Raw genomic sequence first — 13,375 nt, 5'->3', positions numbered from 1 at the left:
TTGGATGAATAATATGGTTATTCAGAAAAAGTTAAGGCATGTCGCCGTTCCGCCGATCAGCCTGCTTGCCCAGTCCATAGCCGACGGCGGCCGCACCCAACGCCACCACGGCGCCCAGCAGTGCGATCAGCGCCGCGCCGTAGCCCAGCATGTCGATGCCCGCCTTCACCCAACCGCTGGCGGCATCGCCGCCGCGGTAGACCACGGTGTCGATGACGTTCTTCGTCTTGTACTTGTCTTCCGGCGTGACGGCCGTGAACAGCATTTCGCGCCCTGGACGGATCAGCGCGTACTCGCCGGCGCGGCGCAGGATCATGGCGGCCGCCAGCACGGCGAACACGGGGAACGCGGCCAGCGCCAGGAACGCCAGCGCCACCGCAAGCGGCACCGCGGTCAGCAGGAACCGCAAACCCAGGCGTGCGGCCACGCGCCCGGTGATGAAGATCTGCGACAGCAATGCCAGCGTCTGCACGGTGAAATCCAGGGCGCTGAAAACCCGGATGCGCTGGGCAGTGTCGGGGAACGCATCGGCAACCAGCCGCGCCTGTTCCATGTACAGAAACGTGTTTAGCGTGGCTAGCAGCACGACCAGCAGCGAAATGCCCAACAGGTAGCGGGACTGGAAGATGCGCGCCAGCCCGGCCAGAATGCCGCCTTCGATGGGACGCTGCATGTCCTGCAGGCCCACTTCCGGCCGGGAAGCGGCGCGCCACGCCAGCAGCCATTGCTTGAGCGGCAGCGTGGCGGTCAGCAGCAGGGCCGACAACACCAGCAGGCCCGCCGGACCCAACACGCCAGCGAGCAGCGCGCCGAGCAGGGGGCCGCACAGGCCGCCCGCGCTGGCGCCCGCCGCGATCAGCGCGAAGAGCCGCTTGGCCGATTCCATGCGAAACACATCGGCCATCAGGCTCCAGGCGATGGACACGACGAACAGGTTGAACACCGACAGCCACACATAGAACGCGCGCGCCGCCCAGACGCTACCGGGCTGCTGGTGGAGCAGGGCGGCAAAGCCCACCATGGTCAGCGCGAAGATGGCATAGACCCAGGTCACCAGCGTCGCGCGCAGCACGCGGGTGGAGATCCAGCCAAACAGCGGCACGACGGCCAGGGTGGCAAGAAACGTGGCGGTGAACAGCCATTGCAACTGGTTTACGCCCGCCTGGATCCCCATCGTCTCGCGGATCGGGCGCAGTATGAAATAGCCGCAAAAGAGGAAGAAGAAAAACGCGAAGCCGCAGGCGGCGGGAGCGAGTTCGTCCTTCTGGATGCCCAGCGCCCGCGACATGCGGGCGCGCCAGGACAGGGGGGCGGGCGCCATGGCGTCAGGCGAGCAGCGCGGCGATGCGGTCGCGCAGCGCGGCATCGGGCTGTCGGCCAAAGCCGGCGCGCGCGTTGTCCGCCATGTTGGCGGGCTTGGACGTGGCGGGGATGACGGCCGTGACGGCGGGGTGGCCGATGATGAACTTCAGGAAGATCTGCGCCCAGGAAGTGCAGTCGATCTCGGCGGCCAGCTTGGGCAGCGCCACCCCCTTGACCTGGCGGAACAGCGCGCCGTCCTCGAACGGCCGGTTGATCAGCACGGCGACGCCATTGGCCTGGCACGCGGGCAGCAGCCGCTTTTCAGCGCTGCGCGAGGCGATCGACAGGTTCACCTGCAGGAAGTCGGGCTTTTCCTTTTCAACCAGCTCGGTCAGATCGTCGTGGGCATGGTCCGTGTAATGCGTGATGCCGATGTAGCGCGTCACGCCCTGCTGTTTCAGGTCGCGCAGCAGCGCGAGCTGGTTGCGCGTGTCGATCAGATTGTGCACCTGGATCAGGTCCAGCTTGTCGCTGCGCAGCGCCTCTTGCGACTGCCGCACCTGGCGCATCGCGGATTCGTGGCCGCGCGTGCTGATCTTGGTGGCCAGGAACACGCGCTTGCGCAGGCCGCCCTCGCGAGCCAGCAACGCGCCTGTGACAGCCTCGGCCTCGCCGTAGCTGGGTGCCGTGTCGATCAGCGTGCCGCCCGCCTTCAGCATCGTTTCAAGCACCTGGGCCAGCGGCGCCATGGCCGACGCGTCGCTCGGCGATACGTTGAAGGTGTCCGCGGTGCCCAGTCCCACGACGGGCAGCATTTCGCCCGTCGACGGGATCGGGCGTTTGAGCATGGCTTGCGCCGGCTCAGCCGCCCATGCCGGCCACACGGTTCCGAGGAAGGCGGCGCTGGCGGTGGTCTGGAGGAAGCGGCGGCGATCGGGCATGGCGTAGCTCCGGGCAGGAAAAAGGTGAACAGGCGGGCCAAAGGAAGAGGGCCAAACAAAGCTGGCCAAAGAAAAAGGGCCTACATGTTGTGCATGCAGGCCCTTTCGGTGCTGGTCTGGCGACGGCGCGTTACTCGCGGTTGCCGCCGAAGATGCCCAGCAGCATCAGCAGGTTCGAGAAGACGTTGTAGACGTCCAGGTAGATGGCCAGGGTGGCGGAGACGTAGTTGGTCTCGCCGCCGTTGACCACGCGCTGCAGGTCAACCAGCATGAATGCCGAGAAGATCACGATGGCGAGCACCGAGATGGTCAGCATCAGGGCCGGCAGTTGCAGGAAGATGTTGGCCAGCGCGGCAACCAGGATCACGACGGCGCCGATGAACAGGAATTTCTGCAAACCCGACAGATCGCGCTTGATGGTCGTGGCCAGCGTGGCCATGGTGCCAAACACGATTGCGGTGCCGCCGAACGCCGTCATGACGAGTTGCGAGCCGTTGCTCATGCCCATCACGAAGCCCAGCAGGCGCGACAGCATGACGCCCATGAAGAACGTGAAGGCCAGCAGCAGGACGACGCCCAGCGAGCTGTTCTTGTTCTTTTCAATGGCGAACATCAGGCCGAAGGCGCCGACCAGGAAGACGATGGCCGACAGGCCGGGGCTGGCGCCCATGACGCGGTTGATGCCGGTGTAGAGGCCGACCGCCGCGCCCAGCACCGTCGGGATCAGCGACAGGGCCAGAAGCCAGTACGTGTTGCGCAGGACCTGGTTGCGAGCGACCTCGCCCGGCGCGCCGGCGACAGAGCCGGAACGGTTAAAAGGGGACGGACGATATTCGTTCATGGAGAACTCCTGTATACGGCAAATATGGTGATTGCCTAGAAGGCTTAGATGCGAAGGATACCTTACAGTTCCCTGAAGAATCCAGTTTGAGAAAGAAGTAGGTCTGCCCGTTGCAGGGCAAATTGATCCTGCGCATGGCGGAGGATCACCCTCGCCGAACCTCGTTGAGCACGCGGGAAACAATAGCAGGCAATTCCGCATCCATGCGCGCCTGAAGCTGCTTGACCGCATCGGCAAGCGCCTGCTGCATGAGCTGTTCGACCTCGGCCTGCAGGCGCGCGGCGAGCACGGTGGCGTCGGGCAGCGGGGCGGGGCGCGCGGGGGCGGCCGCTGGCGAAGGCGCCGCCGGGGGGGGCGTTGGCGCTGCAAGTGGGGCAGCCGGCTCGGACGTCCGCGAGACCGGCAACACCGGCGGCTGGTCGTCGCCGGCCACGTCCGTCAGGACGGGAAACGGGTCATGTTCATATGGGTCGTTTTCGTACACCGGACCCGCCTCGTCGGCCAGTTCGGTCAAGAGCGGCGCATCGGCGTCGTCGTCGGCCGGGTCGTGGAACGAGGGTTCGGCCCGATGGGTCAGGGTGGGGATGCCGGGGTCGGATGGGCGAGCGGGCATGGAAACTCCCGTAGTCTGGTGGAACGCGGCGCGCGGGCGCGCGTGGGACGGTTCAGCCGCCCTGGGCCTTGCGGCTCAGGTCGTGGCTTTGCGGCGTATGACCGGCCGTAAGGTAGGTTCGCCAGCGCTGCCGGGCCGCCTGCTTGTCGTCGGGGTCGTCCGAGACGATTTCCAGCAGGCGCTCGAAAGCATCGAACCCGGGCGGACAATCGTCGTCGAGGTTCAGCAGCCAGGGCTGGGGCTGGCCGGGCTGCCCCGCCGCCTGCAGGGCCTGCAGCGGATCCCCGGCGGTGAGCACCACCGGAGTTTCAGCGGCCAGCGAATCATTTGCCAGCACGTGCGGCACGAAGGCCGTGTCGTCGAACGCCCACAGCATCCGGTCGAAGGCGGACAGGCGCGAACCGTCTTTACAGTACACCACCAGCCGCTGCCCGGCCAGGACGCGCTTGCGCACGACCTGGCAGGCCATGCGCAGGCGGTCGGGCGCGCCGAAGGCGAAGTCGATGCGCGTCATGGCGCTGTCGGCGTCCAGCGCTTCAAGCCTGGTCCAGCAGGTATTGCATCAGGAGCGGCACCGGACGGCCCGTTGCGCCCTTGTCCTTGCCGCCGCGCCAGGCGGTGCCGGCGATGTCCAGGTGCGCCCAGGGGTATGCCTTGGCGAAGCGGGACAGGAAGCAAGCCGCCGTGACGGCGCCGGCCGGAGGACCGCCGATGTTGGCGAGGTCAGCGAAGTTGGACTTGAGCTGTTCCTGGTAGGCGTCGTCCATGGGCATGCGCCATGCGGTGTCGAGCGAACGGCGGCCGGCCGAGGCCAGAGCGTCCGCCAGCGCGTCGTCCTTGGAGAACAGACCGGTGTTGACGTTGCCCAGCGCGACGACGCAGGCGCCGGTCAGCGTGGCGATGTCGATCACGGCCGACGGCTTGAAGCGTTCGGCGTAGGTGAGGGCGTCGCACAGGACCAGTCGGCCTTCGGCGTCGGTGTTCAGGATTTCGATGGTCAGGCCAGCCATGCTGGTGACCACGTCGCCCGGCTTGTTGGCCTTGCCGCTGGGCAGGTTCTCGCATGCGGGAATGAGGCCGACGACATCCAGCGGCAATTCCAGTTCGGCCAGGGCGCGGAACGAGCCGAGCACGCTGGCGGCGCCGCACATGTCGTACTTCATTTCGTCCATGGTGGCCGCGGGCTTGAGCGAGATGCCGCCCGCGTCGAACGTGATGCCCTTGCCGACCAGCACGATCGGACCCTGCGCGGCCTTGGCGCCCTTCTTGGCAGCCTTGGCGCCGGCGTGGCGCAGCACGATGAAGCGCAGCGCCTCCTCGGAGCCGCGCGCAACCGACAGGAACGAGCCCATGCCCAGCGCCTCGACCTGCTTGCGGTCCAGGACCTCGACCTTCAGGGACTTGAATTCGCGCGCCAGGCGCTTGGCGGTGTCGCCCAGGTAGGTCGGCGTGCAGATGTTGCCCGGCAGGTTGCCCAGCGTGCGGGTCAGCTCCATGCCGTTGGCGATGGCGCTGCCTTCGCGCAGGCCCTTCTGGGCCTGTGCCGCGTCGGCGCGCTCGACGACCTGCACGATCTTCTTGAGCTTGGGGCGCGCGTCGCGGTCGGGTTTGCCGAAGCTGGCGTCGTAGTGGTAGACCGCGCTGCCGGCCGCGATCGCGGCGCTGCGGGCGCGCGCAATGAGGTCGGTGTCGGCGATGGGATTGGCGAGCAGCGTGGACACGCCTTCGGCAAGCTGGGCGGCGACGCAGGAAGCGGCGAATGCCTGCTCGGCCGACGCGTGGGTGCGGGCCGAGTATTCTTCCTGCTTGCCCAGACCGACCAGGACCACACGCTGCGCGGCGACACCCGGCAGGGTACGCAGGGTCAGCGTCGCGCCGGCGCGGCCGCGGAATTCGCTTTTGACCACCGCACGCACGGCGCCGTTGGAAGCGCGGTCGATGATGTCGGCGGCGGGGCTCAACACGCCGTCCGCGAACACGCCGACGGCGAGGGCCGCGGTTTTGACCTGGTGCAGGGAAGCAGTGGTCTGTGTGCTAAATTCCATGAGGGTTTCCCGTGTGCGTCTGTGTATGATGCGGTCGATTATCCCGCATATTCTCCCATGTCTCTATTCAAACGCTCTGTCGTCAGCGAGATCACCAGTCACGCTGGCGTTGTCTTTTCCACGTTGCTCGTCGTGTGGCTCAGCGTGCTTCTCGTGCGCCTGCTCGGTGAAGCCGCGGGAGGCAACATCGGAGCGGACGTGGTGGTCGTGCTTGCCGCGCTGTCGACCATCACCGCGCTGCCGACCATTCTGGCGGTCTCGATCTTCATCGCGGTGCTGACCACGGTCACGCGAAACTACCGCGAATCCGAAATGGTTGTGTGGTTCGCCAGCGGCCTGTCGCTGGCTGACTGGCTCAAGCCCGTGCTGCGCGTGGCGGTCCCCGTCGCGATTGCCGTGGCAGGCCTGACGCTGGTCGCGTCGCCCTGGGCCTACCGCCAGATCGGCGAATACCACGAACGCTTCGAACAACGCTCCGACCTGTCCAAGGTCACGGCCGGCCAATTCGCTGAATCCTCCGGCGGCAGCCGCGTGTTCTTTGCTGAAGACCCCGTCAATCCCAGCGACGAACTCGGCAACGTCTTCGCGCGCGAGATCGGTCCTGAATGGCTCAGCGTGCTGACCGCAAGCAGCGCGCACAGCGAAACCCTGCCCAACGGCGACCGCTTCCTGGTGCTGGGCGAGGGTCATCGTTACGACCTGAAGCCGGGTACCCCCGAGCTTCGGCTGGTGCACTTCGAAAAATACGGCCTGCGCCTCGAAAGCAAGTCAGGCGGCGACCCTGTCGCCGAGGCCCGTGCGGCGGCAGAGCGGTCCTCCAAGGCGCGCAGCACGCCGCAGCTGGTTGAAGACAACACCAACAGCAGCTGGTCGCAGGTCATGTGGCGGATTTCGCTGCCGCTCGCCGCGCTGAATCTTGCGCTGCTGGCCATTCCGCTGGGCGCGGTAAATCCGCGGCTTGGGCGTTCGGGCGACCTGCTCATCGCCGGTCTGGTCGGCCTGCTCTATATGAACCTGATCAACCTGTCGCGCGCCTGGATCTCCAACGGCAAGCTCAGTTTTGGTCTGGGCGTGTGGCTCATCCACGGCGCCGTCGCGCTGCTGACCGCCTTCCTGCTGATGCGCCGCCTGCGCGTGAAGGCGCCGAAGAACAGCGCTTAGCGTAGTGGGCGCCGCCGGCCGGCGCGCTCAGGGCAGATACTTCATCGTTCCACGCCGGCCTGCCAACAGGTCGGCGTTTTTCAATACCGATTTGCGGATGAACTCCCACAGCACCGTCACGCGCTTGAGCTTGCGCAGGTCTTCGTGGCAGTACATCCAGAACGAGCGCGTGATGGCGATCTCGTCCTGCAGCACGGGTTTCAGCCGCGGATCCTGGGCAGCGATGAAGCACGGCAGGATGGCGAGCGACTGGCCCTGCAGCGCCGCGTGGTACTGGGCCACGACGCTCGTGCTGCGCAACACCACCTTGCTTGCCGGCAGCACGTCTTCCAGATAGCGCAGGCGCTCGCTGAACAGCAGCTCGTCCACATAGCCAATGAACGTGTGATCCGCGAGGTCCTCGCGGCGCGTGATGGGCGCATGGTTCGCCAGATAGCCAGGTGTGCCGTACAGCCGCAGCGTGTAATCGCACAGCTTGCTGCACACATACGGACCGCGCTGCGGGCGCTCGATGGTGATGGCCAGATCGGCCTCGCGCTTGGACAGGCTGACAAAGCGCGGCACGGGCAGGATATCCAGCGTGATGTGCGGATAGCGCCGCTGGAAGTCTGCGGCAAGCGGGGTGAGCACATAGCTGCCGAAGCCTTCGGTGGCGCCGATGCGCAGATGCCCCGACAGCGCCTGCCCGATGCCGGACAGGTTCTCGCGCGCGGTGTGCACGACGCTTTCCATCTGCTCGGCATGGACGAACAGCCGCTGGCCGTCGTCCGTCAGCACGAAGCCCGCGCTGCGGGATTTTTCAAAGAGCAGGGTGTCCAGTTCCGTTTCCAGCGCCCGGATGCGGCGCGAGACCGTGGTGTGTTCCACGCCCAGCTTGCGCGCCGCTGCGCTGACGCGCTGCGTGCGCGCCACTTCCAGGAAATACCGCAGGCTGTCCCAATCAAGCAAGATCCATCGCTCCAAGGCCCCGGCAGCACGCTGCAACGCGGGATTTTTTGTGTGTGCATGAATGCACAAGGAATGTGCATTTCTGGTGTTGCTTGTTGATTTTCACACATCTACACTGGATCGGCTGGCCTTGGGCTATGCCCTGGGACTGCAGGCCGCGAAGACGGCGCCACAACGCTAACACTCAGCGCATAAAAACTCAGGAGACAAATCCATGAAATTGCACGCACGCGGGCTCGCCGCAGGCTTGTGTCTGGGCGCCGGTTTGCTTGGGCAGGCCCATGCGGCGGATAAGCCGCCAGTGAAGATCGGCATTCTGACGGATATGTCGGGCACCTACGCCGGCATGGGGGGCGCAGGTTCGGTCGCCGCGGCGCAGTTGGCCATCGACGACTGCCTTGCGGCGGAATGCAAAGGCATGAAGATCGACCTGGTGTCCGCGGACAACCAGAACAAGGCGGACGTCGGCGCCGCGCGCGCCCGCGAATGGTTCGACCGCGACGGCGTCACCGCGATCGCCGACCTCACCAACTCCGCCGTGGCGCTGGCCGTGCAGGGCATCGCCCGCGAAAAGAACAAGGTCGTGATGTTCTCCGGTCCGGCCACCACGGCCCTGACCAACAAGGAATGCTCGCCGGTCGGCTTTCACTGGATGTTCGACACCTATTCGCAGTCTGCGGGCGGCGCCAAAGCCACCGTGCGCGAGGGGGGCAAGTCCTGGTTCTTCATCACCGTCGACTATGCGTTTGGGCACTCGCTGGAAGCCGACACGGCCAAGGCGGTGAAAGCGTTGGGCGGCACGGTGGCCGGCAGTGTGCGGCATCCGCTGAACGCACCCGACTTCGCGTCCTATCTCTTGCAGGCGCAAAGCTCCAAGGCGCAGGTGGTGGCGCTGGCCAACGGCGGCCAGGACACCGTCAACGCGGTCAAGCAGGCGCGCGAGTTCGGCATCGTGGCCGGCGGCCAGCGCCTGGTTTCGCTGCTGATCTTCCTGTCCGACCTGCGTGCGCTCGGCCTGGAGAACGCCCAAGGGTTGTCCTACGTGGACGGCTTTTACTGGGACTACGACGACGCCACGCGCGAGTGGTCCGGCCGTTTCGAGAAGGCCTTCCGCGGCCTGAAGCCCACCATGACGCAGGCCGGCGTGTATTCCAGCGTGCTGCATTACCTGCGCGCCGTGGCCGCCGCCAACAGTACGGATGGCAAGGTCGTGGCCGACAAGATGCGCGAGATTCCCATCAAGGATCCCATCATGCGCAACGCGTCGATCCGCCCGGACGGCCGCGTGATCCACGATATGTACCTGTACGAAGTCAAGAAGCCCGCGGACTCCAAGGGCGGCTGGGACTATTCGAAGCTGGTGGCCACCATTCCGGCGGCCGAAGCCTTCCAGCCCCTGGCCGATTCGAGCTGCCCGCTGGTGAAGAAATAATCCGAGGCACGCGGGCGTTGTCCCGCGGGCCCGGTTCGATCCAAGAACGCGGATGACCATCCGCATCGACTACGCAGTGTGAGGAGCATCAAAATGAGTGAAGTCCCGCGCGTTCCGCTACTGATCGGCGGCAAGCTTGTGCAGTCCAAAACCACCGAATGGCGAGACGTGATCAACCCCGCCACCCAGGAGGTCGTCGCCAAGGTGCCCTTCGCCACGCGCGAAGAACTGGACCTGGCCGTCTCCAACGCCAAGGAGGCTTTCAAGACCTGGCGCAACGCCGGGCAGGGCGCACGCATGCGCGTCATGCTCAAGTTCCAGGAGCTGCTGCGCGCCAATACCGGCAAGCTGGCCGAGATGATTACCCGCGAACACGGCAAGACGCTGCCGGACGCCGAGGGTGAAGTCGGCCGCGGTCTGGAAGTGGTCGAGCACGCCTGCTCGATCGCCAACCTGCAATTGGGCGAATACGCGGAAAACGCGGCGTCCGGGATCGACGTCTACACGCTGATCCAGCCGCTGGGCGTGTGCGCGGGCATCACTGCGTTCAATTTCCCGGTGATGCTGCCGTGCTTCATGTTCCCCATCGCCGTGGCCTGCGGCAATACGTTCGTGCTCAAGCCCTCCGAGCAGGATCCGACCTCGTCGCTGTTCCTGGCGGAACTGGCGCTGGAAGCCGGCCTGCCGCCCGGTGTGCTCAACGTGGTGCACGGCGGCCCGGAAACGGCCAATGGCCTGTGCGAGCATCCGGACATCAAGGCGGTGTCGTTCATCGGCTCGACGCGCGTGGGCACCGAGATCTACAACCGTGCATCGGCTGCCGGCAAGCGCTGCCAGTCGATGATGGGCGCCAAGAACCACTGCGTGGTTCTGCCGGACGCTGATCCGGAAGTCGCATTGAACCAACTGCTCGGGGCCGCCTTCGGTGCGGCCGGCCAACGCTGCATGGCGTCGTCCGTGGCCGTGCTGGTGGGCGAGGCCCGCAACTGGCTGCCCGATTTCGTCGAACGCGCCAAGAAGCTCAAGGTCAACGCCGGCACGGACCGCCAGGCCGACCTGGGTCCGCTGGTGTCGCCCAATGCGAAAAAGCGCGTGGAAAGCCTGATCCAGAAGGGCGTGGACGAAGGCGCCAAGCTGCTGCTCGACGGCCGCAACCTGAAGGTGGCGGGTTTCGAGGAAGGCAACTTCGTCGGCCCGACCGTGTTCGACGGCGTTGCCGAGAACATGACGATCTACACCGAGGAGATCTTCGGACCGGTCCTGTGCTGCGTTGGCGTCGAGACGCTGGAAGACGCGGTGGAATTCATCAACCGCAACCCCAACGGCAACGGCGTCGCCCTGTTCACGCAGGACGGGGGCGCCGCGCGCTACTTCCAGAACAACATCGACGTGGGCCAGGTCGGCATCAACGTGCCGATTCCGGTGCCGGTGGCGTGGTTCAGCTTCACGGGTTCGCGCGGTTCCAAGCTGGGCGACCTGGGCCCCAACGGCAAGCAGGCTGTGCAGTTCTGGACGCAGACCAAGACGGTCACCGCACGCTGGTCGGCGCACGCCAAGACCGTCAACACCACGATCTCGATGCGCTAAAAGAGGGGACGCCTTGCTCCTAAGCTTATACGAATAATTCATATAACAAGGCGTTCTTATTACTTATAATTGGCCCGTCTATCAGGGGCCAATTAATGAACCTCCAGCAATTTCGTTTCGTGCGTGAAACCATCCGGCGCGACTTCAACCTGACCGAAGCCGCCCGGATGCTCTACACGTCGCAGCCCGGCGTTTCCAAGGCCATCATCGAGTTCGAAGACGAGCTGGGCATCAAGATCTTCGAACGCCACGGCAAGCGCATCAAGGGGCTGACCAAGCCGGGTCTTGCCGTGTCGCAGGTGATCGACCGCATCATGCGCGAAGTCGACAACCTGAAGAAAGTCAGCGACGAATTTGCGCGCCGCGATGAAGGCGGCCTGGTCATTGCCTGCACCCACACGCAGGCGCGCTATCTGCTGCCGCGCGTCATTCCCGCGTTCCGCAAGCAATTCCCCAAGGTCCACCTGTCGCTGGCCGAGGGCAGCCCCGCCCAGCTTGCTGAAATGGTCCTGCATGAACAGGCCGATCTGGCGCTGGCCACCGAATCGCTGGCGTTGACGCCGGGCCTGGCCACCTTGCCGGTCTATGCGTGGGAGCACACCGTGGTGGTGCGGCCCGATCATCCGCTGGCCGAACTGACCTCCAGCGCCGCCAAGCGGCTGTCGCTGGCGCAACTGGCCGAGTATCCCATCGTGACCTACGATCGCGCCTTCACCGGCCGCAGCACGATCGACGAGATCTTTGCCAACCAGGGCATTCATCCGGACATCGTGCTCGAAGCCATCGACGCCGACGTGATCAAGACCTATGTGGACGTGGGCCTGGGCATCGGCATCATCGCGGGCGTCGCCTATGACCCGCGACGTGATTCCAATCTGGTCGGCCTGCCGGTGGGACACCTGTTCGGCACGCATACGACCCGCGTGGGCGTGAAGGCGGGTGTGTTCCTGCGCGACTACGTCTACACCTTCCTGGAAATGCTGGCGCCGTCGCTGACCCGGGCGGTGGTGACCGATGCGGTGCAGGGCGCGCCGAAATAGCCTCTGCCGGCTGCCGGCGCCTGCCTCGACAACACGCGACGTCCTTTCGACGTCGCGTTTTTTTTGCCCGATGACCCTGTGGAAAGCGTGAGACGGCTATCCCTTTCCCTAAGCTCATAAAAATAATTAAATAAGAACCGATCTCATTTGAGTTGACGAAAAAATAGGAATCATTATCATTACATCCAGGCTCAACGACCCAGTGAGGTAAATCATGACGGCAGGACTTAGTGCAGTGGTAGTGGGCGCCGACCGCCTCGGCAATATTCCCGATCTGCTCAAAGGACACAACATCTCGATCACGCACCACATCAGCGGGCGCGATCCTTCACATCAGAAGAAGACCCTGCAACTGCCCTCGGGCACGCAACTGGTCATCCTGCTTACCGATTTTCTTGGCCACAACGTCATGAAGACGTTCCGCAACGCCGCGCAGCGCGGTGGCATCCGGGTCGTCGCTTGTCGCCGTTCCGTGTGCAGCATGCAGCAGGCGCTGCAGCAATGCGGCCTGTGCCCGCGCGCCGGCACCGTTCATTGATGGGACGCGTCTTGCCGCGCATCCACGACAAACTGGGGAGGCCGATACGGCCTGCGGTCTGAACGCCGCGAAGAGAACAAACAAAAACGCCGCCGGACGAAAGTCTGGCGGCGTTTTGCATTTTGGACGATGGCGGCGGGTAGGCCTGCGTGCGACTATGTTGCCTTGAGTCTGGGCAGGGCAGGGCGGTCAGTTTGCCGCGCGGGCCGATGCCATCAGGGTGTTGTCGAGGCGGCGGGCGCCGTTGTAGCGCTTGGACCAGTAGGCCATGGTCATGTTTTCGACACGCACCACGCCGCCGGCGCTGGGGGAATGCACGAAGCGGTCGTCGCCCAGGTAGATGCCAACGTGGGAATAACGGCGGCCCATGGTGTTGAAGAAGACGAGGTCGCCGGCCTGCAGTTCGTTCTTGGCGACGGCCACGCCTTGCTGGGCGATTTCGGCGGCATTGCGGGGAAGCTTGAGCCCCAGGCCACGTTCGGCCGAGTAAGCGACGAGGCCGCTGCAGTCAAAGCCGGTGTCGGGGGAACTGCCGCCGAAGCGGTAGCGGATGCCCAGGTGATTCAGGGCTTCGCTGACCATGCCGTTGTCGGTGCCGACACCCGAATGGGTGCGCTGGCGTTCACGCTTGAATTTCTGGACCACCAGCATGCCGATGGGATCATCGGCGGTGGCAACCCACTCCGTTTCGTAAGGATCGATCTCGGACGTATGGGCGGTTGACTTTTGGCTAGTGCTTGCACAACCCGCCAGACCCGCAAAGCAAGCAACCAACGCGAGCATGCGCAGACCGCGCTTTGCAAGGCCAGTGGTTGAATTGAATCGCGCGGGTATGGAGTGTCGATGCATTCGCCTGGGGATGATTCACTGAACACAGCAAAAACCGCGCATTAGCCGCGGTTGGGGCCGAGATGTCAGCAAATTCAA

At 64.9% G+C, this 13,375-nt stretch carries 13 protein-coding genes; 5 read left to right on the top strand and 8 right to left on the bottom strand.

Going from position 1 to position 13,375, the window contains the following annotated elements; all coding sequences use genetic code 11:
- Window positions 1–31 precede the first annotated feature (31 nt).
- The 6 genes from KW836_RS26740 to KW836_RS26715 form a co-directional block, all read right to left on the bottom strand.
- Window positions 32–1,321: an NTP/NDP exchange transporter gene (locus KW836_RS26740; protein ID WP_218345220.1), complete on the bottom strand. Its 1,290-nt coding sequence runs from the start codon at window positions 1,319–1,321 to the stop codon at window positions 32–34.
- Window positions 1,322–1,325: 4 nt separating this feature from the next.
- A complete protein-coding gene (locus tag KW836_RS26735; RefSeq protein WP_218345219.1) occupies window positions 1,326–2,243 on the bottom strand; it encodes an aldo/keto reductase in 918 nt (305 codons plus the stop codon).
- 130 nt (window positions 2,244–2,373) lie between these two features.
- On the bottom strand, window positions 2,374–3,084 hold the full coding sequence (locus tag KW836_RS26730) for a Bax inhibitor-1/YccA family protein (RefSeq protein WP_175122939.1): 711 nt from the start codon (window positions 3,082–3,084) through the stop codon (window positions 2,374–2,376).
- 145 nt (window positions 3,085–3,229) lie between these two features.
- Complete coding sequence (locus KW836_RS26725; protein WP_218345218.1) at window positions 3,230–3,697, bottom strand: hypothetical protein; 468 nt, start codon at window positions 3,695–3,697, stop codon at window positions 3,230–3,232.
- Window positions 3,698–3,749: 52 nt separating this feature from the next.
- Window positions 3,750–4,211, bottom strand: coding sequence for a DNA polymerase III subunit chi (locus KW836_RS26720; RefSeq protein ID WP_218345217.1), 462 nt, complete (start codon window positions 4,209–4,211; stop codon window positions 3,750–3,752).
- A 22-nt stretch (window positions 4,212–4,233) separates the two neighbouring features.
- Window positions 4,234–5,742, bottom strand: coding sequence for a leucyl aminopeptidase (locus KW836_RS26715; protein WP_218345216.1), 1,509 nt, complete (start codon window positions 5,740–5,742; stop codon window positions 4,234–4,236).
- Window positions 5,743–5,799: 57 nt separating this feature from the next.
- Between KW836_RS26715 and lptF the strand changes: the two genes are divergently transcribed.
- Window positions 5,800–6,903, top strand: coding sequence for an LPS export ABC transporter permease LptF (gene lptF / locus KW836_RS26710; RefSeq protein WP_175122935.1), 1,104 nt, complete (start codon window positions 5,800–5,802; stop codon window positions 6,901–6,903).
- Window positions 6,904–6,930: 27 nt separating this feature from the next.
- Here the strand turns inward: lptF and KW836_RS26705 are convergent, their stop codons facing one another.
- Window positions 6,931–7,851: a LysR family transcriptional regulator gene (locus KW836_RS26705; RefSeq protein WP_175122934.1), complete on the bottom strand. Its 921-nt coding sequence runs from the start codon at window positions 7,849–7,851 to the stop codon at window positions 6,931–6,933.
- A gap of 214 nt (window positions 7,852–8,065) precedes the next feature.
- Here KW836_RS26705 and KW836_RS26700 point away from each other — a divergent pair, with 214 nt between their 5' ends.
- The 4 genes from KW836_RS26700 (at window position 8,066) to KW836_RS26685 (ending at window position 12,448) form a co-directional block, all read left to right on the top strand.
- The gene (locus tag KW836_RS26700) at window positions 8,066–9,283 is read left to right on the top strand and encodes an ABC transporter substrate-binding protein (RefSeq protein WP_175137348.1); all 1,218 of its coding nucleotides are present in this window, start codon (window positions 8,066–8,068) and stop codon (window positions 9,281–9,283) included.
- A gap of 93 nt (window positions 9,284–9,376) precedes the next feature.
- Entirely contained in the window at window positions 9,377–10,870 is a 1,494-nt protein-coding gene (locus KW836_RS26695) for a CoA-acylating methylmalonate-semialdehyde dehydrogenase (RefSeq protein ID WP_218345215.1), read from the top strand.
- A 95-nt stretch (window positions 10,871–10,965) separates the two neighbouring features.
- Window positions 10,966–11,910: a CysB family HTH-type transcriptional regulator gene (locus KW836_RS26690; protein ID WP_008161940.1), complete on the top strand. Its 945-nt coding sequence runs from the start codon at window positions 10,966–10,968 to the stop codon at window positions 11,908–11,910.
- 214 nt (window positions 11,911–12,124) lie between these two features.
- A complete protein-coding gene (locus tag KW836_RS26685) occupies window positions 12,125–12,448 on the top strand; it encodes a DUF2325 domain-containing protein (RefSeq protein WP_035212827.1) in 324 nt (107 codons plus the stop codon).
- Between the two features lie 189 nt (window positions 12,449–12,637).
- Here KW836_RS26685 and KW836_RS26680 read toward each other — a convergent pair whose 3' ends face one another.
- Window positions 12,638–13,297 (bottom strand): C40 family peptidase, encoded by a 660-nt coding sequence (locus KW836_RS26680; RefSeq protein WP_175122931.1) that lies wholly within the window; start codon window positions 13,295–13,297, stop codon window positions 12,638–12,640.
- Between the last annotated feature and the right edge of the window lie 78 nt (window positions 13,298–13,375).

It is taken from the genome of Achromobacter sp. ACM05, from assembly GCF_019218915.1.
Classification (GTDB): domain Bacteria; phylum Pseudomonadota; class Gammaproteobacteria; order Burkholderiales; family Burkholderiaceae_B; genus Achromobacter; species Achromobacter animicus.
This window is presented reverse-complemented; position numbering and strand designations above follow the sequence as displayed.

Coding starts and splice junctions, on each gene's coding strand:
- KW836_RS26685 (WP_035212827.1), top strand. CDS start 12,125: ATGACGGCAGGACTTAGTGCAGTGGTAGTGGGCGCCGACCGCCTCGGC.
- KW836_RS26735 (WP_218345219.1), bottom strand. CDS start 2,243: ATGCCCGATCGCCGCCGCTTCCTCCAGACCACCGCCAGCGCCGCCTTC.
- lptF (WP_175122935.1), top strand. CDS start 5,800: ATGTCTCTATTCAAACGCTCTGTCGTCAGCGAGATCACCAGTCACGCT.
- KW836_RS26700 (WP_175137348.1), top strand. CDS start 8,066: ATGAAATTGCACGCACGCGGGCTCGCCGCAGGCTTGTGTCTGGGCGCC.
- KW836_RS26720 (WP_218345217.1), bottom strand. CDS start 4,211: ATGACGCGCATCGACTTCGCCTTCGGCGCGCCCGACCGCCTGCGCATG.
- KW836_RS26695 (WP_218345215.1), top strand. CDS start 9,377: ATGAGTGAAGTCCCGCGCGTTCCGCTACTGATCGGCGGCAAGCTTGTG.
- KW836_RS26740 (WP_218345220.1), bottom strand. CDS start 1,321: ATGGCGCCCGCCCCCCTGTCCTGGCGCGCCCGCATGTCGCGGGCGCTG.
- KW836_RS26725 (WP_218345218.1), bottom strand. CDS start 3,697: ATGCCCGCTCGCCCATCCGACCCCGGCATCCCCACCCTGACCCATCGG.
- KW836_RS26690 (WP_008161940.1), top strand. CDS start 10,966: ATGAACCTCCAGCAATTTCGTTTCGTGCGTGAAACCATCCGGCGCGAC.
- KW836_RS26715 (WP_218345216.1), bottom strand. CDS start 5,742: ATGGAATTTAGCACACAGACCACTGCTTCCCTGCACCAGGTCAAAACC.
- KW836_RS26730 (WP_175122939.1), bottom strand. CDS start 3,084: ATGAACGAATATCGTCCGTCCCCTTTTAACCGTTCCGGCTCTGTCGCC.
- KW836_RS26680 (WP_175122931.1), bottom strand. CDS start 13,297: ATGCATCGACACTCCATACCCGCGCGATTCAATTCAACCACTGGCCTT.